The following is a 25,202-nucleotide window of genomic DNA, read 5'->3' as shown; positions in this document are numbered from 1 at the left end:
TCGGCCCGTCCTACGGGCCGTCCTCGAGCACGCGGTCGACCGCGGTAGCCTCGCCGCGTCGGAGGAGTTCCGACGCCGTCGAGACGGCACAGTCGAGCTCGTCGGCGACCGCCTCGATCCCGCCCCGCCGGGGAATCTCGTAGAACCCGACGTCGCTGGCCGCCCGGAGCGCCGCCGACTGGCGGTCGGAGAGTGGCGATCCGGTGACCGTCACGTCGTCGCTCACCCAGCGGACGTCCAGTGTCATCCCCGCCGGGACCTCGTCGACCACGGCCGTCAGCCCCTTCGAGTGACCGACGAGCGTCAGCCGGATCGTCCGGTCGGATCGGACCTCGATCGGCGGCACGACCACGACCGTCTCCTGCGAGAGCGCGGTCAACAGCGAGGCACCCTCGGAACCGAGTTCCCGCCGGAGGTAGCAGAAGAACCCGTCGTCAGCCGGCGTGATGTCGTACTCCCAGACGGCCTCCAGATCGACCAGTAGCGACTCGTACGCCTCGGGATCGCCGTACACGAACGACGTGATCGTTTCGACGCCGTCGACCGCCTGGCCGCCGACGATCACCTCGCGCTCGATGGCCGGCGACTCGCAGATGCCCTCGTGGAGCGGCGGGATCGCCTCCGGTGCGTATTCCAGTTCGAGACGCATCGATTTCATGCCTCGAGTACGTCGCTCGATGGACATGAATCCCCGATAGCTATCGCGAGTATTTTCATCCGTTCGCCGCCGAAAATAGCGATATTGATCGTCCCCACACCGGCGGTGGCTCCGGCACGGACTGATCGGCCGGGCTGCCGTCGCCGCCGCGTCCTCCCCTCTCGCGCTCGGGCCGACCCGTCAGCGGACGCCGCGCGGCCACTCGAGACGGACGCGGAACGCCTCGCACACGCGGTGGGTCCGAATCGCCCGCGTCGAGCGGGAGCGCGGTCGAACGAAACGAAAAACAGCGTCGGTCAGCGGTCGATTCGAGTCGCCGTCGCGGTTACTCCGTGAACGTGATCCAGCCCTCGGGTGCCTGCGCTTTCACGTCGTTCATCGCCTCGCGGGCGGCGGTCCGGGTCTCGTAGGTCTGGGTGCTCTCGGCCATCGTCGCGCCGTACTCGTCGATCAGCTGCCAGACCCAGCCGTCCTCGGCGGTGTGCAGTTCGAACGAGACGCTGTCGATCTCGAGGATGCTCGCGGACTCGATGAGCGCGCGGACGTCCTCGAGCGCCGCGCGTGCGGCCTCGGCCGTCTCGTGCATTTCGGAGCCGGTCGCGACGGTCCGGCCGTCCTCGTCGATGAGCCGCCACTGCCAGCGGTCGTCTTCGTCGGCGACGAGTTCGAAGGAGGCGACGTCGAAGTCGACGCGGCCGGCCATCGGGGCAAGCTGGCGGACCGTATCGATCGCGTCCAGCAGGTCGTCCTTGGTCGCTTCGGTGCCGACCGCGTTCGCGAACACCTCGCGGTCGCGGTCGACGAGCTCCCAGGTCCACTCGTCGTCGCCGTCGAGTCTGATCGCGGCCTCCTCGATCGCGAAGATCGGCGCGTCGGCTACGTGTCGCTGGAGGTCCTCGACGCCGGCCTTCGCCGCGTCGTGGTCGGCGTAGGAGACGTTCGAATCGGCGATCTCCTCGCGGTCGCGGTCGAGCAGTCGGAAGTGACTCTCGCCGTTGCCGTAGAGTTGAACGGACACGTTACCGATCGTGAACTGTTGTGCTGTCGCAGCGGCGTCGCGCACGTCGTCGAGGCTGTCGACCAGTTCGTCGCGAGTCGGATGGGCTTCGTCGCCGACGGCGACGGTCTCGCCCGGCGGCAAGACGAACCGCCAGTGCCAGTCCTCCGTCGCGTACGTCTGGAAGATCGCCCGATCCATCGTCCGCACGTCGGAGTCGAGGTGCTCGAGCAGTCGGTTCATCGCCTCGCGAGCCGCATCGCGGGTCGGATGCGTGGTCGGGTCTTCGGCGACGAGCTTCCCGCCCTTGTCGATGAGCCGCCAGCCCCACTCGTTGTCCTCGTTGACGAACAGTTCGAACGCCGCGGTCTCGATCTCGAGCAGTTCGGCGTCGGGGGCCTGCTCTTTCAGCGTCATCATCGCTTCCGCCGCCTCGCCGCGGGAGGTGTGTTCCTCGCCGCTGTCGGCGAGGACGTTGCCGTCTTCGTCGATGAGCCGCCAGCGCCACTCGCCGGAGTCGGCCTCGTACACCTGGAACGCCGCGTTTTCGAACTCGATGAGGTCGGCCTCGCTGGCCTGCTGTCGGACGCGCTCGATCGCTTCCGTCGCCGAGTCGGCGTCGCCGTGGGGTTCGGTGCTCGCCGCGATGATATCGCGGTCGTCCGTCACGAGCCGCCAGTGCCACGGGTTCCCCTCGTCGGCCGCCGCATCGTCGACCGTCGTCCCGCCGTCGGCCGCCGGCTCGGGTTCGTCGATCGCCTCTGCGAACTCGCTGTCCGCCGTGGACGCGGAGCTTCCGGCGCTCGCGTCGTCCGCCGGGTAGACCTCGTACTCCGCGGCCTCGATCTCGACGACGTCGGCCTCGACGGCGTTCTCGCTGAACTGTTCGGCCCACCGCTCGGAGCCGCTGTGCTCGGCGGTTCCCTCCGGGCCGCGCGCGACGACGTGTCCGGTTTCGTCGACGAGGCGGTACCGCCACTCCTCGCCCGACTCGTAGAGTTCGTAGGTCGGTTCGCCGGAAACGGTGACCGACGCCGACTCGAGTTCGGGCAGCAGCGATTCGGCGGCTTCCTCGGCGGCGCGCCGAGAACCGAACTCGTGGGTACTGGTAGCGACGACCTCGTCGGTCGCGTCGACGAACCGCCAGGTCCAGCCGTCGGCCCGTTCGCAGAGTTCCACGCCGATGTGGTCGATGTCGAGCACTCGCGCCCGATCGAACCGTTCGGCGAAGGTTCGGGCCGCCTCCTCGGCGCGTTCCTGTGTCGCGTGTCCCGTCTCGCTCGAGGCGAGCGGCGTCCGGTCGTCGTCGACGAGCGTCCAGTGCCACTGGTCGCGCTTCTCGGCGTAGGTGAACGCGGCCCCCTCGATCTCGATGACGTCGGCGTCCGGACCGCGGTCCTTCAGGAAACTCACGGACTCCTCCGCGCCGTCGCGACGGTCGAACTCGCCGGCACAGGTGCCGACGATGGAGCCGTCGTCGCGCGCGAGCGTCCACTGCCAGGTCCCGTCACGGTCCTCGTAGAGCCGGAACGCCGAGGTCGTCAGCTCCATCAGCCCCGCGGAGCTGATCTGGGACTTGACCCGCTCGATTCCCTCCGTCGCGTCGGGCCGCGTCACGGCGCTCTCGTTGCTCTGGGCCAGCGCCTCGAGGTGGAGGACGTGCCACTTCCAATCGCCGTTCTCGTCGCGGAAGACGGCGAATTGGGCGCTCTCCATCGCGTCGCCCGTGAGAATCGGCGGGTCATCGGTCTTCCCTTCCTCCTCGACGAACATTCCCCGCTGTCCCGTCAGCACGGGCACGAGCGCGGTTACGCCCGCGATGATCCCGACCCCGAACGCGTAGACCGAGATGACCTGCACGCTGTAGTCGACGCCGAGTTCGCGCCAGTTGTACGGATACGCCCACCCGAAAAAGCCGACGCCCCCGAGCGCGATGAGGAGTCCGACCACGCTCGCCTGAATCCCCCGCCGCCGGACCGGCAACATGAGGACGATTCCGAACAGACAGAACGCGAGTCCCGCCGCCGCCGTCACGCCGGACATCCTGATGAGCGCGTAGTTGTCCCCTTCGCCCGCGTATCCGATCACGAACGTCGCCACGCCCGCGGCCCCGATGACGTAGCCGACGATGAACAGCCAGTAGCCGTAGACGTCCTTGCTCGAGTCGGGTTCACCGACGTAATGTTCGTACAGTTGAAACAGGTTTTGGTGAATGTCAGTGAGTGAAGCCATTGTCAAACTTGACCGGATAACTTGAACGAATCATAATAAAGTTCCGGCTACCAGCACGATGTCTGTCATGTTCGAATCGGTGACAGTGGGGGCACCCGGAACGAACGACGAACGCTGCTCGACACCGTCGGAATCGCGTTTCGATCGGGGGAAAACCGGCGCTTCCGGGCGGCTCGAGACGGCTCGCTTGCGGAACGTTGATCACGGTGATCGATCCCCGCCGATGAATCCGCCTGGAAAACAGTGAACACAATTGTCAGACGGAGATCGCTCGCGGTTCCAGCGACCGAGAGCTATACGAGCTGACCAGACGGCGAATACATAACTATCGACGACCCGGTGCGGTGTCGAACCGGGTGTGGATCGCCGACCCGGCGAATCGATACGCAACGAACGTTCCGCCCGACTCCGCCGAACCGATCGGCACGCGGTTTTCGTCGTCCGGGTGGAACGTTCAGCGGCAGGTCGCGATGGCGTGCTCGTGGGTAATCGGCTACGCCGACCGGTTTGTCCGCGTCAACGCGGTTCGGAGTAGGCGGCAGTCATAGTAGCTACCGCGGGTGACCGGCGGATTGTCAACCAACGTATAAGTTCGGTTCCACCGGCCGGTATCGACGGCCGGAACGCGCACGGTCGACTCGGGCCGGCGGAGCCGGCACCGGCCCTCCGTTACGGCGTCACCGCAGCACGGCACCGGCCGGATGCGTCGCGCAGACGGACGGGTCGTACCCCGCATCGGACAGTCCAGTCCCGAGGGCGAAGACCGTCTCGCCGAGCATGGCCATCGACGCCTGTCCGCCGGCCTCGGAGACGTCGGCGATCGTCTCCGTGACCCGTTCCGTGAGGAGTTCCGCGTCGCGAGCGAACAACCGCGAGGCGTACATGAACGACAGGAGCGTCGGCTCCTCGACGACGCGGGAGAGCGCTTCCTTTCCGGCGGCCGTCAGCCGCTCCGTGTCTCCCGACAGCACGTCGGCCGTCGAGAGTTCCCCGAACGAGACGTACTCGACGCGCGCCCGCGCCGGAATCGCGTCGAGCTTGTTGTCCTGCGGCCCACCCGGCTCGAGGCGGATCGGGACGCCGCCGTGTGCCTGCGCGACGACGTCGCCGAGCCCGGTCCCCGCCTGCACTTCGGCACCGTGTGCGATCGTCACGAGTTCGTTCGTCGAGAGCTTGCGCTCGAACACCCGGTTCGCCGCGAGCGCCGTCCCCAGCGCCATCGCTCCCGAGACGCCGAACCCGGCACCGATCGGGAGTTCGGCGTCGGCTTCGACTCGAGCGGTCGCGTCGAGCGTCTCGAGGACGGTCGTCACCGGATCGACCTCGATTTCCGTCCCGTCGAGGACGACGGACGACTCCGTCGCGGGCTCGACCGTTACTTCGACACCGTCAGTGAGCGTCAGTCCCGCACCCCGTGAGCCGGCTTTCGTCGGGTCCTCGTCCGGGTGGGCGCTGAAAAAGCCCGTAACATGTCCGGGGACGAACGCCGTCGCCTCCTCGCGCATTACGCCCCCGCTTTCGGCCCGAGCGATATAACCTTGAAGGTTCCGCGCGACGCGCCCGTCGCTCGTCGATCGGTCGTCCGATCCGTGCCGGGAAGCGGCACAGTCGACTCACCCTCGGCCGATGTCGGGTCCGCAACACCCGACGGGATTTAACGCTGCTCTGTATGGAAGAAAAACAGTCACTCACCGATACGTGCATCAATAACATGCATCATGGCAGATGACGACTCGACCGGTCGAGGCCCGGTCACGGACGAATCGCACACGATCGACCGCCGCACCCTCCTGAGGGCCACCGGGACCGCCATCGTCGGCGGGACTGGCCTGGCAGCCGCGTCCGGGTCGGTAGCCGGACAGTGGGGCGGTCCCGAGGTTATCTCGGTCGACGACGGCCTCTTCGGCTGGAGCGCCGACGACAGCCTGCCGGTGGCGGACGAACTGCTCGTCTTCATCCACGGCTGGTTCGGCGACACCACCGTCTCGAGCCAGGCCGCCGACGTGCTGGGTTCGCTGGAGTCGGGCGGCTACTCGCCGGACGAGACAGTCGCGATCGAGTGGCCCGCGACCAACTTCAATTTCCTCGGCGCGGAGGCCGACACCGAAGACGTCGGCGAGGTCGTCGCCGGCCTCCTCGAGGAGTTCTACGATTCCGGCGGGAACAACGTCCGGCTCGTGGGACACTCCCTCGGCGGTCGCTGCGTCCTGTGGACCGCAACGAAACTGGGCTCGGGCTACGAGATCGAAACGGTCGCACCACTGGGAGCCGCCGCCGACGGATCGGAGGTCTGTGGCGACCCGTGGAACCCCGGCCTCAGCAAGGCGTGTGAGGTTCGAAACTACCACTCCGAGAACGATTCGACGGTCGGCTCGGCCTACGGCGGCTTCGGCGACACCGCTCTCGGGACCGAGGGCGCGGGCTGTGATCCCGCCGCGAACTACACCGACGTCGACGTAACGGCCAGCGTCGGCAGCCACCTGTCGTACCTCGGTGACGACGCGGTCGGTTCCGACCTCGCCGACGCGATCGGTAGCGGTTCCTGCGACGGTACCTGATAGCGCTGCGACCCGTCCGAACCGCTCGAAGACGGTCGCACCGCTGTCCGGACGAGTAGCACCGACGTCGCCGAGACGGCGAGCCCGACTCGCCGACCCACCGCGATAACGGGTCGCGCCGCCGCCGTCCGGCGACGGACGCTGTCGGCCTCACGAGACGCCGTTCGATCGTCTCGCTCTCACCGTCTGCGATCTACGGCGACAAACGCCGACGACCACGCGAAACTCGTTTCACTCGCTTGCGCCCAGAGACTTCGCCCTACGGGCTCAGTCGCTGGCGATCTCGCGGGAAGAGAACCGCTTCTCGAATGTTGTCCAGGTCGAGGAGCGTCATGATCAGGCGCTCGCCGCCGAGTCCGAAGCCGGCGTGGGGCGGCATGCCGTACTTGAACATCTTGGTGTAGTACTCGAACTGGTCGGGATCGAGTCCCTGCTGTTCGAAGCCCTCGATGAGCTTCTCGTGGCGGTGTTCGCGCTGGCCACCCGAGACCAGTTCCATGCGCGGATGCATCAGGTCGAAGCCGGTCGAGAGTTCGGGGTCGTCGTCGTGGTCCTTGATGTAGAACGGCTTGATCTCGCTTGGCCAGTCAGTGATGAAGTAGTGGCCGCCAACGTCGTCGCCGAGCGCCTTCTCGGCCTCCGTCGAGAGGTCGTCGCCCCAGACGAGTTGCTCGTCGAGTTCGCCCGTCGCGTTGATGCGCTCGATGGCGTCCTCGTAGCTGATTCGCGGGAACGCCTCGTCGGGCACGTCGAACTCCGCTTCGAGGTCGAGCGCCTCGAGTTCCTCGCGACAGTTCTCCGCGACGGCCTCGTAGGCGGCGCGGACGACGCCCTCGACGACGTCCATGGCGTCGGTGTGATCGCAGAACGCGCCCTCGAAGTCGATCGAGGTGGCCTCGTTGAGGTGCCGCGGCGTGTTGTGCTCCTCGGCGCGGAAGATCGGCCCGATCTCGAAGACGCGCTCGACGTTCGAGCCGGCGATCAGCTGCTTGAACAGCTGGGGTGACTGGTTCATGAAGGCCTCCTCGCCGAAGTAGGTGATCGGGAAGAGTTCGGTGCCGCCCTCGGTGCCGGTCGCGACGATCTTCGGCGTGTTGATCTCCGTACAGCGGAACTCGCGGAACTGCTCGCGGACCGCCCGCAGGATCTCCGAGCGGATCTCGAAGATGGCCTGCACCTCGTCCTTGCGCAGGTCGAGGGTGCGGTTGTCGAGTCGCGTCGAGAGGTCGGCGTCGACCTTGCCGGAGGGGTCCAGCGGCAGTTCGGGGTCGGCGGGCGCGACGACCTCGAGCGATTCGGGCGTGACCTCGACGCCGGTCGGTGCGCGCGGCTCCTCCTCGACCGCGCCGGAAACTTCGACGACGCTCTCGCGAGAGACGTCGAGTCCCGTCTCGACCAGCTCGTCGTCCATCTCGTCTTTCTCGAACTTGATCTGGATCTTGCCCGTGGTGTCCCGGAGAATCAGGAACGCAATGCCCCCCAGGTCGCGGATCTCGTGGACCCAGCCGGCGACCGTCACGTCGTCGCCGGGCTCGGCGTCGGCAGTGTAGGTTCTGTCCTGCATACCATCCGATTGCGGCAGGTGGGACTTAAACGCAGTCGTTCGCGTCGAGACGAATCGTTTTGCCGATCCGGCACGAGGGCACTCGTATGGACGACCTCGAGCGACTCGCCGCGGCCGTCCGGCGCGGGGACACCGTCGTCGCCTTCACCGGCGCTGGGATCTCGGCTCCCTCGGGCGTGCCGACGTTCCGCGGCGACGACGGCGTCTGGGACGAGTTCGACGAGGGACAGTTCGCCTACGGCCGATTCCAGCGCGATCCCGAAGGATTTTGGCGGGACCGCGTCGAGCTCCAGCGGCTGCTGTTCGACGAGGAGTACGACCCGAACGCGGCCCACGAGGCGCTGGCCGCGATGGGACGGGACGGCGACCTCGAGGCGATACTCACACAGAACACGGACGGATTACACGGCGAGGCCGCGGCGGCGGTCGGCGACGGGGCGGCCGAGGGCAACGCGGACGGCGGCACCGTTCCCGAGACGACCGTCCTCGAACTCCACGGCAACTCCCAGCGGGTTCGCTGTACCGACTGCGGAACGCGCCGGGACGGCGATCCGATCGTCGAGCGGGCGGCCGCGGGCGAACTGCCGCCGACCTGCGACTGCGGCGGCGTGTTCAAGCCCGACGTCGTCCTCTTCGGCGAGCGGCTTCCCGGTGCCGTCATCCAGCGCGCCCGGTCGCTCGCCCGCGAGAGCGACGTCTTCCTCGCGATCGGCACCTCGCTGGTCGTCGAACCCGCGGCCTCGCTCCCGCGACTCGCCGCCTCGACCGGCGGGACCGTCGGAATCGTGAATCTCGAATCGACGCCGTGCGACGACGTCGCCGACATCGTCTCCCGCGAGGACGTGACGGACGCCCTGCCGCGGCTGCGGGACCTCGTCGTCGAGTGACAGGTGACGGGTGACGGTCGGCTCCCCGCTGGCCCCGATCACTCGACCAGTTGCGCTTCGATCAGCTGTGCCTGTCCCCGCCGTAGCCGTTCGCTGACTGCCTGCGTCGAGATGTCGAGCCGATCGGCGATCTCGGACAGGCCCGCCCGCCGGGGGACGTCGAAGAAGCCGTGCTCGTAGGCCAACGCGAGCGCCGTCCGCTGGGCGTCGGTCACTGCGGGCTCCTGTTCGAGATCGCGACGCCGACGGTCGTCCGTTGCGAGTCGCCGCAACTCGAGCGTGACGCCCTCGCTCGCGAGGAAGTCGTGGTACCGGCCGAACGACTCACGGTCGGGAAAGCGCATCTCGACCGCCCAGCGGCCGTCCGATCCGCGGCAGTCGAGCAACTCGCCGCCAGCGGCGACCCATCGGCGGTAGGCGTCCACGACGTCCGTGTCGCTTCTGCGGATCCGGTACAGTTCCCGTTCGTCACTACCGCCGATTCGGTCGAACGACGCGACCGTCGCGTCGTCGGTCAACGCCCGATCGAGTTGCTCGCGGTCGCGACACCCGATCAGACAGAACGCGACCGGGTGGTCGGGGTCCAGTGCGTACTGACGCTCGAGTTCGATGTCGACCGACGGCAGGGCCTCGAGGGTCGGCCCGAGGACCAGCGCCGGCGAGGACGCCTCGAAGGCGGCGAGGAGGCTCATGCCCCGTCGTGCAATACGGAGCGACAAAACAGTTAAGGCCAGTGTCACAATATCCGATCGGAAGCGGGTCGAAATTACGGCGTCCGACCGGGAGCGAATCGCGCGTCTCGCGTCAGGCGTCGTTGGCCGCTTCGACGGTCTCCCGAACCGCCTCGATCCCTTCGTCGTGTGCGAGGTCGCCGACGACGACGACGTCGGCGTGCCGGGCCATCGAGTACGCGGAGTCGTAGTCGTGAATGCCGCCGCCGTAGAACAGCGTCGACTCGTCGGTGGCCTCGGCGGCGGCTTCGACGACGGACTCGTCGCCGAGGGTCCCGGAGTACTCGACGTAGACGATCTCCTGTCCGAACATGTGCTCGGCGACCGTCGCGTAGGCCGCGACGTCGTCGGCACCGAGATCGCAGTCGGCCTCCGTCAGCATCGCCACGTCGGCCTCGGGGTTCATGACGATGTAGGCCTCGGTCGTCGTCCGCTCCCAGTCGAGATCGCCCTCGAGTCGGACCCACTCCTTGTGTGCTTCGGTGATCCAGAACGGCGAGCCGGCGTTGAACACCGTCGGAATGAGGTAGCCGTCGAGCGCGTCGTCCTCGAGGACGACCTCGGGGTTGGACGGCTCCTGATAGAGCGAGACGTCGTGTTCGGCGCAGGCGTCGATGACGGCGCTCATGTTCTCCGCCGTGATTCCCATGGTGCCGCCGACTTCGATCGCGTCGGTACCGGTCGCACAGAGATCGCCGTAGGTCACTCCCTCGGGTAACTCCTTGTCCGGGTCGATCTTGAGAATATGGTTCCAGTCCTCCCAGGGGGTAGGCATACCGCGTCGTTTCCCGACAACCAGCAAAAGCGCTACGGAACGGCCCCGTCTCGAGGTGCACGCGCTCGAGTCGGCTCTTGGACCCGATCTGCCGGCCGTCTCGCAGCCCAGCGCAGCGGGCCGGGACGAGCCGGCGTCGATCCGGCCCCGATCGCGAGCGATCGAGTGTCACGTAGCGGGTCTCGGCATCTCGAGCGGGGGTCGGGTGTTCGGTGATCGCGGCCCGGGTTACAGCTGCTCGGCGCTGACAGCCCGCATCGAGCTGTCGTTCTCGACTTCCCAGATCCGCAGCACGAGGTGTGCCTTGCAGTAGTATTCGGCGGTCTCGAGGCCGGTGTCCCCGTTCTCGAGGACGAGCTGGCACGTGACCCCGTTCGAACACTCTGGTGAATGTTCACACATTGGTACTCGTTCTGTCTACTCGTCTTGCAGTCAAGACTTTGTCGGTGAAAGAGTTCGGCCATTTCCGGCGGCCCAACCGCTGCTATCGGTTAGATCGGCTGACTCGGGCGATACCACCCGCTACTGCGCGGGATCGCGCGTGGCGCGGGACCGGATCAAACGCCTTGCCCCATCAGGTGGCTGCGCAACACGTCCGCCTCCTTGTTCCCGGAGCCGGTGTTGACGATGACGATCGTCTCGTCGCCGTCGAACGTTCCTCGTTCGGCGAGTTCCCACGCGCCGCTCGCGGCCGCCGCGGCGCTCGGAATCATCTCGAGCCCTTCGGCCTGCGCGACGCGGACGGCGGACTCGAGGATGTCTGGATCGTCGGTCGCGACCGCACCCCCGTCGGTCTCGCGGATCGCGTCGAGAACCCGCGGACTCGCCGCGGGGTCCGGAATCTCGAGTTCGCCACAGATCGTGTCGGGGTGGTCGATCGGCTCGTGTTCGTCGCGACCGTCGTCGGCAGCCTCGACGATCGGCGCACAGCCCGACGCCTGCGCGGCGTAGAGTGCCGGCAGGTCGTCGGTCAGACCGAGTTCCCGGAACTCCCGTGCGGCCTTGGCGAGCCCGACGATGCCCGTTCCCGCCCCGGTCGGGTAACAGATCGCGTCGGGGACGGTCCACTCGAGCTGTTCGGCGAGTTCGTAGAACACCGTCTTCGCGCCCTCGTGACGGTAGGGCGTGGCGAACGCGGCGAGGGAGTACCAGTCGTCGTGTTCGGCGAGCCCCTCCTCGAAGGCCCCGGCGGCGTCGTCGAACCGACCGCCGACGACGTTCATGTCGCCACCGTGGACGTTGACCATCGCCTTGGTCGTGAAGCCGGAGCGGGACGGGAGATACGCGTGCGATTCCAGCCCCGCGCGCGCCGCGTAGGCCGCGACGGCCTGTCCGCCGTTCCCGGTCGAGGGGAGCGCGACGTCGGTCGCGCCGTGCTGGGCGGCCGCGGTCACGGCCACCGACGCGCCGCGGTCCGTGCTCGAACCCGTCGGGTTCCGGCCCTCGTCTTTGATCAGTACGCGCTCGACGCCGAGTTCGGCCGCCAGATCGGGACAGTCGACCAGCGGCGTCGCCCCTTCGCCCGTCGTCACCGCCGACTCGCGGGTGAACGGTAGCAGTTCGGCGTAGCGCCACTGGGAGTCGAACGGGCGGGCGGCGAGCGTCTCGCGATCGAGATCGATCGCGTCGTACTCGTAGGTCGGCTCGAGCGACCCGCCGCAGTCCGGACACCGATGCGACTCGGCGGTGTCGACGGTGGCCCCGCAGGCGACACACTCGAGGCCGGCGAACGCGTCTGTGGTTTCCATACGCGACCCTTCGCGGCGTCGAACTAAGGGCTGTTCATCGGCGGCCGACTCCGGGAGCGGGACACCGGATCGGTCGGACGGTCGGACCGGTCGCGGCGTCGGAACGATGCTCGAGCGGGAGCCGAGTCGCTACGGTCGAAACGTATCGAACGACAGAATCGAACAGGAGACCGAAGAGATCAGTTGTCGCCGGATTTCGACTGCCACTCGTAGTCGCGGCGTTTGGCGGACTTGCCGAAGCCACACGACGAGCACTCTTTCTTCTTCGTATGATAGGATTTCTCTCCGCAGCGACGACACTTGGTGTGGGTCGTCTTGTTCTTCTTTCCTTGGCTCGGGGTTCCTGCACCAGTCATGGAGTGATCGAAACGACGTTGTCGCCGCGTATAATGGTTGTGTCTTCGACCGGCGCTTCGTCGTCGAGCCCGCCCTCTACGGGAATCGTCACGTCCTCGAGCACCAGATTCATATGTTGATCGTAGCCGGCGAGTTCGCCGACGTACTCGTCGCCACTCTTGAGCCGTACCGTGACGCGTTCGCCGAGCGACGCCTCGAGGACGTCCAGCGGTCGTCCACTCATACGCAACACCGCAGGTGATGGACACTTAATCGTACCGGTCCCGGTTCCGTCACGGCCGGTTTCAGCGGAGGTAGCCTCGTACCTCCGCCTATCGGGTGATATGTGTCGCCTGCACACACGTCGGTCGTGCCACCCGCCGCGGGAGACGCCCCGTTTCTCGGACTCGGGCCGGGATCGGCGCGATTACAGCAAAACCGTCGCTCGAGGCAGTGACCCGTCGTTCAGCGGTCGGGCCGCGAACGAACGCGGCCGAATCGGCGAGGTCGCCCTCGGTTCCGCGGTCACGGGGACGAACGAAACCGGCCGACGACGCGCGGTTCCGGACACACCTCGCTGACGTAGACCTAACCAAACGGCTAAGTGTACACTCGTTGAGCGTCCGCTCATGGGAGACAAGAAATTCACCCTCGTAGAGTTGCACATCGACGAGCCGCAGTTCGGGCTCGGCTCCATCGGCAACGCGCTGCCGATCGGCAGTCCCGAATCGACGACGGAACGGGAACAGGAACAGGACGCCGAGCGCGAAGCGGGCGCGGCCGACGACGAATCGGGCGGCAAGGGGAAAAGCGCCGTCGGTGCGCTGGTCGCGCTCGTCGTTCTCGTCGGCATCGCCGCCGCCGCAAAGAAGTTCCGGGGCGAGGACGAGGAGTCCAGGTTCGAGACCGAGGAAGAGCCCGACGTCATCGTCAACTGATCGCCGGCTGGCGATCGGCGACCGCCATCGCACCGACCGCCACCGGGCCGAACGCTTTTGCGCCTGCCCCCCCTACCGACGTTCGTGAACCTCTATCGTAGCGCCCGGGCCGTTGCCGGGGCGTCCGGTGACGATGCGATCGACTGGCGGTCGGCCGCCGACGCCGCCAAGGCGGCGACCGATCCCGGGTCGCTCGAGCTCGAGTCCGGCGAGCGCGACGCCTACGCTCGCGACGTCCGGGACGCTCGGGCGGCCGTGCGAACCGTTTCGGGGACCGAGTTCGACGTCCCCGAGACCGTCGAGATCCAGAACCGCCACCACTGGATCGACGCCAACGTCGCCACCTTCGAGCGCGTCATGAGTACGCTCGAGACCCACACCGGGGCGTTCCCCGGCGTCGCCCGGACGATCAACACGGGGACGATGACCGTCCTCCTCTCGTTTCTCGGGCGGAACGTCCTCGGACAGTACGACCCGCTGTTGCTGGCCGACGCCCCGGCCGACGACCACGCGCTGTACTTCGTCCGGCCGAACATCCTCGAGGCCGCGGCGAAACTCGACGTCGACGCCGATCGGTTCCGCCGCTGGATCGCCTTCCACGAGGTGACCCACGCCGCCGAGTTCGGGGCCGCGCCCTGGCTCTCGGAGCACCTCGAGACCCGCATGGAGGAGGGGATCGCGACGCTCTCGAAGGGATCGTTCGATCGGGAGGCGTTCCGCGATCTCGACGCGGCGATGACCGTCGTCGAGGGGTACGCCGAACTCCTGATGGACCACGCCTTCGACGACGAGTACGAGGACCTGCGCCGCAAGCTCGACGAGCGGCGACAGGGTCGGGGACCGCTCCAGACGCTGTTCCGTCGCCTGCTCGGACTCGGCCTCAAGGAGCGCCAGTACGAGCGCGGCAAGAACTTCTTCGAACACGTCGTCGCCGTCCGCGACCTCGAGACGGCGAGTCTGGTCTGGGAGGGACCGGAGAACCTCCCCACGCACGACGAACTCGACGCGCCGGGGCGATGGGTCCAGCGCGTCGATCGCTAGGTCGGTCGTTTCTCGAGAACCGTCGCCCGCTCGACGGATCGATTGGCGACGGAACCCGAGAACCTGGGGAATCCATACAGCCGACGGGACTCAATCGGTCGTTATCCGGATCAAATACCAGAGTAACGCGCCACCGGCGACGGCACCGCCGACGATCGCCGCGACGATCACCGGTAGCGAGGCGTCGCTCTGGACCGCGATCAGCCCGCCCGACAGCCCGACCAGCAGGACGAACGCGGCTTTGAGCCGATCGGCCGCGTCCGTCTCCCGCCTCGAGCGCGACGGGCCGCGGGCCGGTCCGCGGCTCATAGCTCGTGCGGGGCACTGACGTGCATCACGGCGAACCGCCAGTCGCTCGCCCCCTCGTTCGACTCGCGTTCGACCAGCGTGCCGCTCCAGCGGCTGTCGAACCGGTATCGCTCGCCGCCGTCCACGTTCGTCCAGGCCATCGCGACGTCGTCGGCGAACGTCGCGAACGCGTCTCGTTCGTCGACGACGAGGCGACGGCTCTCGACGGCCCAGTCCGCGGTCGTTTCGGTCTGTTCCTCGAGGGCCGCGGCGACGTCGTCGGCCCCGAACAGGGACTCGCTGAGACCGAACTTGACGGTCGACTCGGCCTCGAGAAAGTAGGGTGTGAGGGGGTCCCCGTCGCGGAGTGCGTCGTAGTAGTCGCGGACGACGGAGTCGGCGCTCGCGCTCGGTGACATGGCTCTACGCTCGAAGCCCGCGTTCAAAGAATCACCGGACGCAGACGCAGGGACGACGCAAGTGACTGCGAAAGATTTCGACCGAAAATCGTTTTGCATACGCATGCATATGCGTATGCATGGGCGATACGTCGATTCGCGTTTCCGACGAAGCGAAAGATCGGTTAGACCTGCACAAACGCGAGGGTGAGAGTTACGAAGACGTAATCATGCGACTCACGGAGCACGACGAATGGATCGGATTCGGAGCGCTCTCGGATACTGACAGGGAGACACGGACGGGGATGAATCGAATACGCGAGGAGCTGCGATCGGGAGCGACGGAGCGACTAGAGGAATTGGAGTAGATGCTCGTACTCGACAACAACCTTCTCAGCGACTACCTCGATGGAACCGACGACGCTCGTCGGTTTCTGCAACAGTACGAACACGAGGCGTGGGCAGTACCGGCCATCGTTCTGTACGAGGCGCACATGGGGGCAGTTCACGGCTATATCGACGGTTCGACTGAGACGATTCGGCAGGCTGTCACGGCGTCGATGGACGTCCTCGAGGTGACCGAACAGACTGCGAACGAAGCCGCATCGTTGCAGAGCGAACTGCTGAGTCGAGGCGTTCCGGCGGATCACCCGGACGCACTCATCGCAGCAGTCGCCCGTGAACACGGGGCGACGTTTGCCACCGCGGAGAAACACTTCTGGAAAGACGACGTACAGTCCGTGCTATCCGTCGCAGAATACGATCCGTACTGAACGGCCTTCGTGCTGTCCGCTTCGCGTTGAATTACGACCGCTCGCTTGCTCACATGAACCCGCGGTCGACCTCGTCGGTTTCGATCAGGTCCTCGAGTTCCGCGTTCAGCAGTTCGTCAGCCTCCTCGAACCGCTCGGAGAGGTCCTCGAGTTCGTCGGGTCGGTCGTACTGGTCGTACTCCATGGGCCCGAACGCGGGGCTCTCGAGGGCCTCCATGACGTCGTCGAAGAGGTCCTGGGGGCGGGTCGGCGCGTCCGCGTGGGTCTCGAGAACGGTCTCGAGTCGCTTTCCGACCGTCTCGGCCTGCTCCTCGTCGTCGGGCGGCGACTGGACCGCGAATCGGCCGCCCGAGTCCCGTTCGGGCATGAACGAACCGATCTCGTCGTCGAGGTTGCGGGCGACCTGCGTGCCGACGCCCCGCACTTCGAAGGGGTTCTTCGCGTACGTTTTCAGGAAGAAGACGCCGGCCCGGGGATGCGCGAGATACATGTCTTCCCCGACGCCGCCGGCGCGGTCACCGGCGACTGCGCGCCAGTCCTCCGGGTCGGCGTCCCGCTCCGTGACGTCCTCGAGTACGTCCTGCCACTCGCGAATCCGCATAGGGGGCGGTTGGGCCGCTGGCAGAATGAACGTATCGGTTGCACCGAAAGACGCCGCGAGACGACTGTCGGCCTGTGTACCGGCCGATTCGCCGCGCGTGAACCAAAAGGAATACGATGGCTCCACCCACAGTGACGGTAACCGTCGGTTTCCCCATGTCCGGTCGTCACTCACTCTCGTTCGTCGAACTGTTTCGCGCGACGCCCGTCAAGAGTTCGCTTCTCACGCTCGCACCACTCGCGCTGGCGCTCGGCCAGGTATGCAATAGTTACGTCAACGGCGTCTCGCCGGCCGTCTCGATCACCTTCGCCGTCATCATGGTCGGCTTTTCGGTCGTCGCGATGGGCCATCACGCGGCCGAACACCGCGTCCACCGGCTCGAGGCCGAGTACGGCCCCGAACGGGTCTAGGCGCGCGGTCCCGGTTCGGTCGCGACGGTCCGGGCCTCGCGGGCCTCGTAAGCGTTGTATCCCGCCAGTCCGGCGATCAAGAGCCCGGTGGCGAGCGTGCTCCAGAAGAGGCTGCCGACCATCTCGAGGAGGGCGGCCGAGACGATCAACCAGATTCCGAGGACGGCGACCAGGGACGCGATACCGGTGCTGAGCGGCACGTCGTTCGTCAGCCGGTAGTAGTTGTAGCCGGCGGCGGCGAAGACGACGAGTCCGACGAGGACGTTGTTCCACAGCGGCGCCGCCGCGGTCTCGAAGACGAGTACCGAGAGGGCGAGCCACGCACCGAAGGCGGCGACGAGCAGGCTGACGACCGACGTCTTGCGGCGGCGCTCCTCGTTCGCGATCTGGGTCGACTCGTCGCGGGGATCGCGGTCGCCGGAGTGCGCCCCGTCGCCGACGCCGGTCCCGGAGTCGATGTCGGCCGACGCCGATTCCCGCCGGTTAGTCGGCCCCTCGTTCGCCCCGAACCCGGCGTCCGCGCCGGGCTCGGAGTCGTCGCTCGTGCGACGATCGTGGCCGTTTGGGTCACTCATAGTATCGAGCGTACGCCTCGCGCTCTCAAAAGCGCCGCGTCCGTTCCAACCGGGGCAGCGGCTCGAATCGGGTGCAACCGTCCGTAACAATCGTTTACCGTCGCTAACGGCAGCCTGTAGACCGAGTGGGCCGGCCCGGACGACCGGCCAACGGACGCGCCGCCTCGACCGATAGCGTTTTTGATCGCTCGGCCGTTGACGGTAGCTGTGCACGTACGCGGAACCGTCGCGGGCGAGGTCGAGGTGCGGTCGGTGTCGACGAGCTACGGCGAGAGCGAGCTCGCGGAAGTGCCGCTTCGGCCGGCCGACGACGCGTCGACCGCTCGAGGCGACGGCGGGACGGTGGCCGTCGCGGACGGCCGCGAGACGACGACGGTGACCCTCTGGAACAAGTGGACCGAATCCGCGGCGCTCCTCGAGCCGGGGATGGAACTGCTCGTGACGAACGCGAAAGAAGAGGAGTATCGGGGTGAGACGCAGTACGCGACGACGGGGGAGTCCTACGTCGTTGTCGAGCCCTCCTTCCTCGTGAGCGTGACGTCGATCCGGAACTGGGTCGAGTGTCCCCGACTCTACTACCTGAACAAGCTCTCCGGGGTACCGCTGAACTACCCCGTCGTGAAGGGGACCCTCGTCCACGAGGTCTTCGGCGACCTGCTGCGCGGCCGCGACCTCGAGGAATCGATCGAGGCCCGGGTCGAGGAACGGGGCCTCCAGCTCGGCCTGCTCGGCGAGACGCCCGAGGCCGTCACCGAGGAGATCCGGGAGAACGCGACGGCGATCGAAGGCTGGCTCGAGCAGGGTCGATTGACCGAGGACGACAGCTGGCGGTCGGAACAGCTCCTCATCAGCGAGACGTTCGGCATCCGCGGCCGGGCCGACGCCGTTCGCCGAGGCGCGCCGGTCGAGCTCAAGACGGGGAAGAACCTGAAAAAGGAGCCGCGGTTCAAGGACAAAGTGCAGGCCGCCTGTTACGCCCTTCTGCTCGAGGAACACGGCGGCGACGTCGATATCGGCACCCTCCTCTACACGAAGAACTCGGCGCTGGACCGCAACGAGGAGACCGGCGATCTCACCCCCGCGAAGGAGTTCACGATGGGCGAGGGGCTCCTGAAGTACGTCGTCCGCTTGCGCAACGAGATCGCGGCGACCGAGATGGCGGGCGATATCCCGACCGGCTACGAGGCCGACGCGAAGTGCGAGTACTGCTTCGAGCAGGACACCTGCATGGTCGTCTCCGGCCGGCTGGATCAGGAGTCGAAGGCCGGCCAGATCGGCCAGTCGTTACCGGACGAGGAACTCGAGTACTTCGACCGATTCTACCGGGCGATCGAGGAGGAGCGCCGGGAGGTTCACCGCGAGTACGCCAAGCTCTGGGAACAGACGGCCGCGGAGCGGGCCGACGACGACCGCGCGCTGATCGACCTCGAATTCGTCGAGAAACGGCCGCTCGAGGGCGGTCGCTGGGAACTGCACGCCCGTCGGACCGGCGGTGCGACGTCGAAGCTTCGCGAGGGGGATCTGGTGCTGGCGAGCGACGGCCATCCGGTTCGCGGCGAGTCGGAGCTCGCGATGATCGAGCGGCTCGACGACGAGGTCGTCCTGACGGCGGACGAGCCGGTCGAGGTCACCCGGCTCGACGTCTACCCCTCCGAACTGACGACCGACCGCTTGCTCGTCGCGATGCACGACGCGCTCCTGAAAGGCGACGAACGGCGGAAGGACATCCTGTTCGGGCGTGCGGACCCCGAGTTCGAGGAGATCGACGAGACGTTCATCGACAACAACGACCGCCAGAACGAGGCCGTGACGAAAGCCGTCGGCGCGCGGGACTGCGCACTGATCCACGGCCCGCCGGGGACCGGGAAGACCTACACCATCGCTCGAGCTATCCGCGCGATGGTCGAGCGCGGCGAGCGCGTCCTGCTGTCGGCCTTTACTAACCGCGCCGTGGACAACGCGCTCGAGGCCCTGCTCGAGCAGTTGGACGGCGTCGTCGATACCGACCGGGTCGTCCGCGTCGGCTCCGAGAGCGGCATCCGCGACGACATGGAACCGTACCGGCTCGAGCGAGCGGGCGATCCCGAGGACCGCGTCGCCGAACTGCAGAACGCGCAGGTAGTGGCGGCGACGACGTCAACCTGCGGCTCGCGGGTGATGAAAGAGCAGTCGTTCGACGCGGCGCTGGTCGACGAAGCCGCACAGCTGACCGAACCCGGAACCTGTGCGGCGATCAACCTGGCCGAGCGATTCGTCCTCGTGGGCGACCACGAGCAGCTCCCGCCGGTCGTTCGGGCGGAGAACGACCTCACCGAGTCGCTGTTCGAGCGGCTCGTCGACTGTCACCCCGAGGCCGGCGTGATGCTCGACCGGCAGTACCGGATGAACCAGCGTATCCAGGTCTTCGCGTCGAACGAGTTCTACGACGGGCGGCTCCGGCCGGCGACGCCCGCGGTTGCGGCCCGCGATCTGGACGATCTCGAGGGCGTCTCCCGCGACGCGCTCCCCGAGTCGCTGCGGGACCCGGTCTCGTTCGTCGACGTCGACGGCGACCCGAGTCGGTACACCGACAGCGACGAGGCCGCGCGGATCGCGGAGCTGATCGAGTCCTACGAGGCCGCCGGGCTCGACCGCACCGACATCGGCGTCATCGCTCCCTTCCGGGCCCAGGTGTCGGAGATCTCGAACCACGTCCCCGACGACGTCGCCGTCGACACCGTCGACCGCTTCCAGGGCTCGAGCCAGGAGGTCATCGTCGTCTCCTTCACCGCCACCGGCTCGCTCGAGGGACCGATCTTCGAGGACTACCGCCGGATCAACGTCGCGCTGACCCGACCCAAGCGCGCGCTGGTGCTGGTCGGTGACTCGACGGCGCTCGCGTCCGATCCAGTCTACGAGCGGATGCTCGAGTGGGCGAGTGCGTAGCGCGACCGGGCGTTCGGTCAGGGAGTTTCCGGAACTAATTTTACGATCTTCTTGTGATCTCCATGAGATGATCGACCGGACGAGACGACGAACGGTCGCCGCGACCGGGTGTGCCCTTTCGGGTGCGCTCGCCGGCTGTACCGGTGCGTTCTTCGGATCAGACGACGACGCCGAACCGGACGACGACGGACCGAACGACGCCGAATCGGACGACAAAGACGCGGATCCGCTGGCCGACGCAGTCGCGGACGGCGCCGGGGTGAACTATCTCGCGTTCATCGACGACGGCGCGACGGTCGACGAGAATCGGAGACGGATCACGTACTCCGATCCGGAAACCGAGTTCTCCCTTTTCGCGCTGTCCGACGGCACCTTTGCGTCGACCGATACGCTACAGGTGAGGCGTGATCTCTCTACCGACGTGATGACGGCCTTCATCGCGCCGGAATTCGACGACGGCGTCTTCACGTACCACGTCTTCGCGAACGACCCGTTCGTCGAGTACGCCGACTGGAACGCACTCACCTTCGAAAACCGCGAGTCGACGGGCGAGCGTCGAATCACGTTCGACGAACTGCACGACGACGTGTCTCACTTCGCGGTCACGCCGGAACGCGAAACGAACAACGTCGTCGTTACCGATACGGACCGCGAGACGTACGAAGACCCCGAAAGCGAGCCGACGATAGTCGGGATTTCCCGCGGCCGACGCACCGAACGAGAGGGGGTCCCGGACGTCTCGTTCACCTTCGAGTACGGCACCGAGACCGACCCGACCGTCGAACTCACTCACACCGGCGGCGACTCGCTCGAGGGCGACCGCATCGCCATCCACCTCGACGGGAGATCGATCTCGGACCCGTTTGCTGTCGAATCCGTTACGACAGATGAGACGGCCGTCATCGACGACGTCCCGGAAGGGTCCCGACTCTTCGTCATCTACCACGACGGCGACGGGAACGGTTACCTCCTCGCTTCAGCGACGGTCTGGCGGTAACTCCCGTAGTCCCTGCAGGGTTTTCCTAGTCCCGACGAGGGGACGCGGAAACCGGCTCTCGAGTGTGCGATCGCACCGCCGTCTCGATGACGGTCACTGCGCCCGTCGTCTTCGTCGCGAACTCGGCGGTCGCGTACGCGAGTTACATTGATCAGTCGGATAGCGTTCCTCGACATGTAGCGGCGACGGCATGTAGCGTTGCAGACGCAGGGCCCACGTTTAGTGCGGGCTTGAGCGTGCGTTACTACTGGATTTTGCAATGAGCGAGAGCACCGAAGGGTCGTTCACCACCCCGAGACGAATCGATAGCCGACGGAGGAACCGATGAGAGCGCTCACCTGGCACGGCGAGAAAGACGTCCGTGTCGACGACGTTCCCGAGCCGGAGATCATCAATCCGACCGACGCGATAATCGAGGTCACGGCGACCGCCATCTGCGGCTCCGACCTTCACCTCTACAACGGCTACATGCCCGGGATGCGAGAGGGCGACGTGCTCGGCCACGAGCCGATGGGCGAGGTGATCGAGGTGGGAAGCGACGTCGAGACCCTCGAGGTCGGCGACCGCGTCGTCGTCCCCTTCACGGTCAGCTGTGGCTCGTGCTGGTTCTGCGAAAACGAGCTCTACTCGCTCTGTGACAACTCGAATCCGAACGCCGAGATCGCCAGCGAGGTGATGGGGCACTCGCCGGCCGGCCTGTTAGGATTTTCGCACATGCTGGGCGGCTACGCCGGCGGGCAGGCGGAGTACCTGCGAGTCCCCTACGCCGACGTCGGGCCGATCGCGATCGATTCCGACCTGCCCGACGAGCAGGTTCTCTTCCTCTCGGATATCTTCCCGACGGGATACATGGCCGCCGAAAACGCCGATATCGAGGAGACCGACACGGTCGCCGTCTGGGGCTGTGGTCCGGTCGGACAGTTCGCCATCCAGAGCGCGTGGATGCTCGGGGCAGACCGCGTGATCGCCATCGACCGAATCCCCGAACGGCTGGAGATGGCGCGACGCCACGGAAACGCGGAAACCATCCACTTCGAGGAGGACGACGTCTACGACCGGTTGATGGCGATGACCGGGAACCGCGGCCCGGATCGGTGTATCGACGCGGTCGGGACGGAGGCACACGGCACGGGCGTCACCGGCGTCGCCGAAAAGGCGAAACAGGAGGCGCGACTCGAGGACGACCGGCCGCACGTACTCCGGCAGGCGATCACGTGCTGCCGAAAGGGCGGCACGCTCTCGGTCCCCGGCGTCTACATCGGGCGATCGGACAACCTCCCGTTCGGGTCGGTGATGAACAAGGCGCTGACGATCAAGACCGGCCAGACACACGTCCAGCGCTACCTCAACCCGCTGCTGGAGACGATCGAGGACGGCGAGATCGACCCGTCGTTCGTCATCACCCATCAGGTGTCGCTCGAGGACGGCCCGGAGATGTACGAGACGTTCAACAACAAGGAGGACGACTGCATCAAAGTGGTGATGACGCCCTGAACGCGGCCGATCTGGGGCCCGAGACCGACTACGCCGACGAGTAGTCCACTCGCCCCTCGTCCTCGCTCATCCGAATCCAGTAGAGCCGGGTGTACGGCACGTGAATGAAACTCCCGTCCTCGAGTCGAAGCCGGACGCCCTGGACCTTTCCCGAGTCGGTGATGTTCTCGGCAGCGATTTTCTCCGACGCGGTTCCATCGGGGCTCTCGTACGCGATTGTCGCCATGACGCTAGGAGCACGTCCCGGTCAATAAGTCCGTGCCACGAATTCGCACAGACGAGACCCCTCCCGGTCGGACGCCGATCCGGATCAGCCCTCGCTGTCCGCCCGCTCCCAGAGCGGATAGAGGTCGTCCTCGATCGGCTCGGTGATCGACTCCCCGTCGAGGCGGAGTTCGGGCTCGCCGCCGCCGAGGTCCCGAACGGTACCGATCGACGCGGCCTCGAGTCCCGCGTCCGCGAGCGCCGCGAGACAGTCGTCGACCGCGTCGCCGGGGACGGTCGCCAGCAGCGCCCCGGAGCCGAAGATTCGCAGCGGATCGACGCCCGCCGCGTCGCACAGCGCTCGCGTCTCCTCGCGGACCGGCACGGCGTCGCGGTCCACCTCGAGTCGGACGGTCGACGCGCGTGCGACCTCGAGCAGGCCGGCCGCGACCCCGCCCTCCGTGGGGTCGTGCATCGCCGTCGCGTGCTCGCGGACGATCCGAGCCTCGGGAACGACGCTGATTTCGTCGAGAAACCCCTCGGCGCGCTCGCGGGTCGCCGCACCGACCGCGAGTTCGTCGCCGAAGTCGGCCGCGAGGATGGCCGATCCCTCGACCCCCGCGGCCTTCGTGAGGAGCACGGCGTCGCCGGGCTCGGCCCCGCCGGTCGGAACGAACCGGTCGGTCGCGCCCATCGCCGTCAGCGAGAGCAGCGGCCGCTCGAGCTGGTCGACGTACTCCGAGTGGCCGCCGACGATCGACGCCCCGATCTCGCGTGCGGCGGCGTCGAGGTCGTGAGAGATCTCCTCGAGCAGCGTGTCGGCGGCGTCGCCGCCGGCCCCGTCGTCGCCGGGGAGTAAGACGACGGCCGTCAGCCAGCGCGGGTCCGCTCCCGAGACGGCCACGTCGTTGGAGGCGACGTACACGCCGAGCGTCCCGACCTGCGACGCGGCCAGCGAGATCGGGTCGGAACTGACCACGAGCGTCCCGTCACCGTCGGGCCAGTCGATCGCAGCGGCGTCCTCGCCGTCAGCGGGACCCTGTATCACCGTCTCGTCCGTCTCGGCCGCTCCCGTCCGCTCGAAGACGTGCGTGAGCAGGTCGTCCGGGCTCACCTTGCCGGGCATACCACGAACTGGGACGAAGCGCGGTTTGTAGCTGTCGGAGAACGCGTCGCTCGAGGGGAAAAGCGCGAGAGACTGTCTGCGGTGCTCGCACCGATAGTCGTCCATTAGTCGGGAAGGGGCGGCCACGTCGTCGCGACCGTTTCCTCGATGAGTTGCAGGTGAGCGCGGCGAAGTCGCTCCGACACCGAGGACGCCGAGATGTCCAACTCCGCCGCGATCGCGTTCAGGGACGTCCGCCGCGGAATGTCGAAGTAGCCCATCTCGTAGGCCGTCCTGAGCGCCTCGCGTTGGCGATCGGAGAGGCCGTCGCCGGGCGGTTCGGACGCGCCATCGCGAGTGAGGCGGCGCAATCGAAATCCGGCGTTCCGTTGCCAGAACGTCGAGAATTCGGTGAACGCCGCTCGATCGGCGAACCATCCCGACTGCCGCCATCCGTCCCTGTTCACCTCGATCCGTTCGATGGCGGCGTCGACGGTGGCGAGCGCTTCGAGTCCGGCGAGGTCGTCGATGTAATCGCCGAGCTGTTCCGCTAAACTGAGCGCCGGTACCGCCTGATACCGTCGCGTGGAGTCGGCTTCCCCGATCAACGCCCACTCTTCGACGTCGACCGCGTCGGTCAACGCCGCTTCAACCGCCGTCTGTGAACCGCCCGTCACAGTGATCATGAACAGCGGCCGGTCACCGTGATTGAACTGCAACTCGAGGAGGATCGTCGCCTCGGGCGCTGCCCTCGCAACCCCGACGAGTGGAAGCGCATCGCAGTGGATGTCGAACGCTGCGAGGAGTCCCATACTGCATCGTTTCCCGCAGTGCAAATGGTCGTGTCGAAAAAACGTCCGTCATATCACCCTGTATACGGGAGTTGACATGCGATCTAGATGATCCCATCATCGACGAAATAAGATAGACTCAGCTGCCAGTGTCCTCGAGACCGGCACGGACGATG

General features: G+C 66.8%; 27 protein-coding genes. 10 read left to right on the top strand and 17 right to left on the bottom strand.

Going from position 1 to position 25,202, the window contains the following annotated elements:
* Positions 1-10: 10 nt before the first annotated feature.
* The 3 genes from BMX07_RS21690 to BMX07_RS21675 form a co-directional block, all read right to left on the bottom strand.
* Entirely contained in the window at positions 11-658 is a 648-nt protein-coding gene (locus BMX07_RS21690) for a helix-turn-helix domain-containing protein (RefSeq protein ID WP_090622385.1), read from the bottom strand.
* Between the two features lie 325 nt (positions 659-983).
* On the bottom strand, positions 984-3,887 hold the full coding sequence (locus BMX07_RS21685; protein ID WP_090622382.1) for a DUF1508 domain-containing protein: 2,904 nt from the start codon (positions 3,885-3,887) through the stop codon (positions 984-986).
* Positions 3,888-4,564: 677 nt separating this feature from the next.
* Positions 4,565-5,392, bottom strand: a complete 828-nt coding sequence (locus BMX07_RS21675) for a pantoate kinase (RefSeq protein WP_090622374.1) — start codon at positions 5,390-5,392, stop codon at positions 4,565-4,567.
* 213 nt (positions 5,393-5,605) lie between these two features.
* On the opposite strand from BMX07_RS21675, the gene BMX07_RS21670 reads away from it, so the two are divergent.
* Positions 5,606-6,445, top strand: coding sequence for an esterase/lipase family protein (locus tag BMX07_RS21670; RefSeq protein WP_175480242.1), 840 nt, complete (start codon positions 5,606-5,608; stop codon positions 6,443-6,445).
* 259 nt (positions 6,446-6,704) lie between these two features.
* Here the strand turns inward: BMX07_RS21670 and aspS are convergent, their stop codons facing one another.
* Positions 6,705-8,009 (bottom strand): aspartate--tRNA(Asn) ligase, encoded by a 1,305-nt coding sequence (aspS, locus tag BMX07_RS21665; protein ID WP_090622366.1) that lies wholly within the window; start codon positions 8,007-8,009, stop codon positions 6,705-6,707.
* An 86-nt stretch (positions 8,010-8,095) separates the two neighbouring features.
* On the opposite strand from aspS, the gene BMX07_RS21660 reads away from it, so the two are divergent.
* Positions 8,096-8,896 carry an SIR2 family NAD-dependent protein deacylase gene (locus BMX07_RS21660; protein WP_090622360.1) on the top strand — a complete coding sequence of 267 codons (801 nt, stop codon included), beginning with the start codon at positions 8,096-8,098 and terminating at the stop codon, positions 8,894-8,896.
* A gap of 38 nt (positions 8,897-8,934) precedes the next feature.
* Here the strand turns inward: BMX07_RS21660 and BMX07_RS21655 are convergent, their stop codons facing one another.
* From BMX07_RS21655 to BMX07_RS21635, 6 genes are all read right to left on the bottom strand, one after another.
* Positions 8,935-9,588, bottom strand: coding sequence for a helix-turn-helix domain-containing protein (locus BMX07_RS21655; RefSeq protein WP_090622357.1), 654 nt, complete (start codon positions 9,586-9,588; stop codon positions 8,935-8,937).
* 112 nt (positions 9,589-9,700) lie between these two features.
* The gene (locus BMX07_RS21650) at positions 9,701-10,402 is read right to left on the bottom strand and encodes a phosphoglycerol geranylgeranyltransferase (protein ID WP_090622353.1); all 702 of its coding nucleotides are present in this window, start codon (positions 10,400-10,402) and stop codon (positions 9,701-9,703) included.
* Between the two features lie 228 nt (positions 10,403-10,630).
* Positions 10,631-10,804: a hypothetical protein gene (locus BMX07_RS24770; RefSeq protein ID WP_175480241.1), complete on the bottom strand. Its 174-nt coding sequence runs from the start codon at positions 10,802-10,804 to the stop codon at positions 10,631-10,633.
* A 155-nt stretch (positions 10,805-10,959) separates the two neighbouring features.
* Positions 10,960-12,150 carry a threonine synthase gene (locus BMX07_RS21645; protein ID WP_090622350.1) on the bottom strand — a complete coding sequence of 397 codons (1,191 nt, stop codon included), beginning with the start codon at positions 12,148-12,150 and terminating at the stop codon, positions 10,960-10,962.
* A gap of 179 nt (positions 12,151-12,329) precedes the next feature.
* On the bottom strand, positions 12,330-12,506 hold the full coding sequence (locus BMX07_RS21640) for a 50S ribosomal protein L37e (protein ID WP_090622346.1): 177 nt from the start codon (positions 12,504-12,506) through the stop codon (positions 12,330-12,332).
* Entirely contained in the window at positions 12,503-12,730 is a 228-nt protein-coding gene (locus BMX07_RS21635; RefSeq protein WP_090622342.1) for an LSM domain-containing protein, read from the bottom strand. Before BMX07_RS21635 ends, BMX07_RS21640 begins: the two co-directional genes overlap by 4 nt.
* A gap of 385 nt (positions 12,731-13,115) precedes the next feature.
* On the opposite strand from BMX07_RS21635, the gene BMX07_RS21625 reads away from it, so the two are divergent.
* Together BMX07_RS21625 and BMX07_RS21620 are read left to right on the top strand one after the other, a co-directional pair.
* Positions 13,116-13,424, top strand: a complete 309-nt coding sequence (locus tag BMX07_RS21625) for a hypothetical protein (RefSeq protein WP_090622332.1) — start codon at positions 13,116-13,118, stop codon at positions 13,422-13,424.
* A gap of 84 nt (positions 13,425-13,508) precedes the next feature.
* Positions 13,509-14,465 (top strand): zinc-dependent metalloprotease, encoded by a 957-nt coding sequence (locus BMX07_RS21620; protein WP_090622328.1) that lies wholly within the window; start codon positions 13,509-13,511, stop codon positions 14,463-14,465.
* A gap of 90 nt (positions 14,466-14,555) precedes the next feature.
* On the opposite strand, the gene BMX07_RS21615 is transcribed toward BMX07_RS21620, so the two are convergent.
* Both BMX07_RS21615 and BMX07_RS21610 read right to left on the bottom strand, forming a co-directional pair.
* Positions 14,556-14,774: a hypothetical protein gene (locus BMX07_RS21615; protein WP_090622324.1), complete on the bottom strand. Its 219-nt coding sequence runs from the start codon at positions 14,772-14,774 to the stop codon at positions 14,556-14,558.
* Positions 14,771-15,172: a nuclear transport factor 2 family protein gene (locus BMX07_RS21610; RefSeq protein WP_090622321.1), complete on the bottom strand. Its 402-nt coding sequence runs from the start codon at positions 15,170-15,172 to the stop codon at positions 14,771-14,773. The genes BMX07_RS21615 and BMX07_RS21610 overlap by 4 nt, the downstream gene beginning before the upstream one ends.
* A gap of 119 nt (positions 15,173-15,291) precedes the next feature.
* Between BMX07_RS21610 and BMX07_RS21605 the strand changes: the two genes are divergently transcribed.
* Both BMX07_RS21605 and BMX07_RS21600 read left to right on the top strand, forming a co-directional pair.
* A complete protein-coding gene (locus BMX07_RS21605; RefSeq protein ID WP_090622317.1) occupies positions 15,292-15,519 on the top strand; it encodes a DUF7557 family protein in 228 nt (75 codons plus the stop codon).
* Positions 15,520-15,924, top strand: a complete 405-nt coding sequence (locus tag BMX07_RS21600) for a PIN domain-containing protein (protein WP_090622313.1) — start codon at positions 15,520-15,522, stop codon at positions 15,922-15,924. It abuts the gene before it with no gap.
* Between the two features lie 49 nt (positions 15,925-15,973).
* On the opposite strand, the gene BMX07_RS21595 is transcribed toward BMX07_RS21600, so the two are convergent.
* Complete coding sequence (locus tag BMX07_RS21595; protein ID WP_090622309.1) at positions 15,974-16,525, bottom strand: hypothetical protein; 552 nt, start codon at positions 16,523-16,525, stop codon at positions 15,974-15,976.
* A gap of 155 nt (positions 16,526-16,680) precedes the next feature.
* Here BMX07_RS21595 and BMX07_RS21590 point away from each other — a divergent pair, with 155 nt between their 5' ends.
* The gene (locus BMX07_RS21590) at positions 16,681-16,935 is read left to right on the top strand and encodes a hypothetical protein (RefSeq protein WP_090622305.1); all 255 of its coding nucleotides are present in this window, start codon (positions 16,681-16,683) and stop codon (positions 16,933-16,935) included.
* On the opposite strand, the gene BMX07_RS21585 is transcribed toward BMX07_RS21590, so the two are convergent.
* A complete protein-coding gene (locus BMX07_RS21585; RefSeq protein ID WP_090622301.1) occupies positions 16,932-17,510 on the bottom strand; it encodes an SPW repeat domain-containing protein in 579 nt (192 codons plus the stop codon). The genes BMX07_RS21590 and BMX07_RS21585 overlap by 4 nt on opposite strands.
* 207 nt (positions 17,511-17,717) lie before the next feature.
* Between BMX07_RS21585 and BMX07_RS21580 the strand changes: the two genes are divergently transcribed.
* The 3 genes from BMX07_RS21580 to BMX07_RS21570 all read left to right on the top strand — a co-directional run bounded on the left by BMX07_RS21580 (position 17,718) and on the right by BMX07_RS21570 (position 22,926).
* Positions 17,718-20,435 carry an AAA domain-containing protein gene (locus BMX07_RS21580; protein WP_090622298.1) on the top strand — a complete coding sequence of 906 codons (2,718 nt, stop codon included), beginning with the start codon at positions 17,718-17,720 and terminating at the stop codon, positions 20,433-20,435.
* Between the two features lie 67 nt (positions 20,436-20,502).
* Positions 20,503-21,432: a type IV pilin N-terminal domain-containing protein gene (locus BMX07_RS21575; RefSeq protein ID WP_090622295.1), complete on the top strand. Its 930-nt coding sequence runs from the start codon at positions 20,503-20,505 to the stop codon at positions 21,430-21,432.
* 324 nt (positions 21,433-21,756) lie between these two features.
* On the top strand, positions 21,757-22,926 hold the full coding sequence (locus tag BMX07_RS21570) for a zinc-dependent alcohol dehydrogenase (protein WP_090622291.1): 1,170 nt from the start codon (positions 21,757-21,759) through the stop codon (positions 22,924-22,926).
* Positions 22,927-22,954: 28 nt separating this feature from the next.
* On the opposite strand, the gene BMX07_RS21565 is transcribed toward BMX07_RS21570, so the two are convergent.
* The 3 genes from BMX07_RS21565 to BMX07_RS21555 all read right to left on the bottom strand — a co-directional run bounded on the left by BMX07_RS21565 (position 22,955) and on the right by BMX07_RS21555 (position 25,047).
* Positions 22,955-23,152 carry a hypothetical protein gene (locus BMX07_RS21565; RefSeq protein ID WP_090622287.1) on the bottom strand — a complete coding sequence of 66 codons (198 nt, stop codon included), beginning with the start codon at positions 23,150-23,152 and terminating at the stop codon, positions 22,955-22,957.
* 84 nt (positions 23,153-23,236) lie between these two features.
* Positions 23,237-24,256: an AIR synthase family protein gene (locus tag BMX07_RS21560; protein WP_090622873.1), complete on the bottom strand. Its 1,020-nt coding sequence runs from the start codon at positions 24,254-24,256 to the stop codon at positions 23,237-23,239.
* Between the two features lie 104 nt (positions 24,257-24,360).
* Complete coding sequence (locus BMX07_RS21555) at positions 24,361-25,047, bottom strand: helix-turn-helix domain-containing protein (RefSeq protein ID WP_090622284.1); 687 nt, start codon at positions 25,045-25,047, stop codon at positions 24,361-24,363.
* Between the last annotated feature and the right edge of the window lie 155 nt (positions 25,048-25,202).

This window comes from Natrinema salaciae (assembly GCF_900110865.1).
Taxonomy (GTDB): Archaea; Halobacteriota; Halobacteria; order Halobacteriales; family Natrialbaceae; genus Natrinema; species Natrinema salaciae.
The sequence above is the reverse complement of the archived record's forward strand: the minus strand, read 5'-3'. Positions and strand labels throughout refer to the sequence as shown.

What these genes read in the sequence shown, in the direction of transcription:
- BMX07_RS21645 (WP_090622350.1), bottom strand. Translation starts at nt 12,150, where the DNA reads ATGGAAACCACAGACGCGTTCGCCGGCCTCGAGTGTGTCGCCTGCGGG.
- BMX07_RS21595 (WP_090622309.1), bottom strand. Translation starts at nt 16,525, where the DNA reads ATGCGGATTCGCGAGTGGCAGGACGTACTCGAGGACGTCACGGAGCGG.
- BMX07_RS21640 (WP_090622346.1), bottom strand. Translation starts at nt 12,506, where the DNA reads ATGACTGGTGCAGGAACCCCGAGCCAAGGAAAGAAGAACAAGACGACC.
- BMX07_RS21555 (WP_090622284.1), bottom strand. Translation starts at nt 25,047, where the DNA reads ATGGGACTCCTCGCAGCGTTCGACATCCACTGCGATGCGCTTCCACTC.
- BMX07_RS21635 (WP_090622342.1), bottom strand. Translation starts at nt 12,730, where the DNA reads ATGAGTGGACGACCGCTGGACGTCCTCGAGGCGTCGCTCGGCGAACGC.
- BMX07_RS21600 (WP_090622313.1), top strand. Translation starts at nt 15,520, where the DNA reads ATGCTCGTACTCGACAACAACCTTCTCAGCGACTACCTCGATGGAACC.
- BMX07_RS21670 (WP_175480242.1), top strand. Translation starts at nt 5,606, where the DNA reads ATGGCAGATGACGACTCGACCGGTCGAGGCCCGGTCACGGACGAATCG.
- BMX07_RS21615 (WP_090622324.1), bottom strand. Translation starts at nt 14,774, where the DNA reads ATGAGCCGCGGACCGGCCCGCGGCCCGTCGCGCTCGAGGCGGGAGACG.
- BMX07_RS21625 (WP_090622332.1), top strand. Translation starts at nt 13,116, where the DNA reads ATGGGAGACAAGAAATTCACCCTCGTAGAGTTGCACATCGACGAGCCG.
- BMX07_RS21605 (WP_090622317.1), top strand. Translation starts at nt 15,292, where the DNA reads ATGGGCGATACGTCGATTCGCGTTTCCGACGAAGCGAAAGATCGGTTA.
- BMX07_RS21570 (WP_090622291.1), top strand. Translation starts at nt 21,757, where the DNA reads ATGAGAGCGCTCACCTGGCACGGCGAGAAAGACGTCCGTGTCGACGAC.
- BMX07_RS21675 (WP_090622374.1), bottom strand. Translation starts at nt 5,392, where the DNA reads ATGCGCGAGGAGGCGACGGCGTTCGTCCCCGGACATGTTACGGGCTTT.
- BMX07_RS21655 (WP_090622357.1), bottom strand. Translation starts at nt 9,588, where the DNA reads ATGAGCCTCCTCGCCGCCTTCGAGGCGTCCTCGCCGGCGCTGGTCCTC.
- BMX07_RS21660 (WP_090622360.1), top strand. Translation starts at nt 8,096, where the DNA reads ATGGACGACCTCGAGCGACTCGCCGCGGCCGTCCGGCGCGGGGACACC.
- BMX07_RS21585 (WP_090622301.1), bottom strand. Translation starts at nt 17,510, where the DNA reads ATGAGTGACCCAAACGGCCACGATCGTCGCACGAGCGACGACTCCGAG.
- aspS (WP_090622366.1), bottom strand. Translation starts at nt 8,009, where the DNA reads ATGCAGGACAGAACCTACACTGCCGACGCCGAGCCCGGCGACGACGTG.
- BMX07_RS21590 (WP_090622305.1), top strand. Translation starts at nt 16,681, where the DNA reads ATGTCCGGTCGTCACTCACTCTCGTTCGTCGAACTGTTTCGCGCGACG.
- BMX07_RS21610 (WP_090622321.1), bottom strand. Translation starts at nt 15,172, where the DNA reads ATGTCACCGAGCGCGAGCGCCGACTCCGTCGTCCGCGACTACTACGAC.
- BMX07_RS21690 (WP_090622385.1), bottom strand. Translation starts at nt 658, where the DNA reads ATGAAATCGATGCGTCTCGAACTGGAATACGCACCGGAGGCGATCCCG.
- BMX07_RS21685 (WP_090622382.1), bottom strand. Translation starts at nt 3,887, where the DNA reads ATGGCTTCACTCACTGACATTCACCAAAACCTGTTTCAACTGTACGAA.
- BMX07_RS24770 (WP_175480241.1), bottom strand. Translation starts at nt 10,804, where the DNA reads ATGTGTGAACATTCACCAGAGTGTTCGAACGGGGTCACGTGCCAGCTC.
- BMX07_RS21565 (WP_090622287.1), bottom strand. Translation starts at nt 23,152, where the DNA reads ATGGCGACAATCGCGTACGAGAGCCCCGATGGAACCGCGTCGGAGAAA.
- BMX07_RS21650 (WP_090622353.1), bottom strand. Translation starts at nt 10,402, where the DNA reads ATGCCTACCCCCTGGGAGGACTGGAACCATATTCTCAAGATCGACCCG.
- BMX07_RS21560 (WP_090622873.1), bottom strand. Translation starts at nt 24,256, where the DNA reads ATGCCCGGCAAGGTGAGCCCGGACGACCTGCTCACGCACGTCTTCGAG.
- BMX07_RS21575 (WP_090622295.1), top strand. Translation starts at nt 20,503, where the DNA reads ATGATCGACCGGACGAGACGACGAACGGTCGCCGCGACCGGGTGTGCC.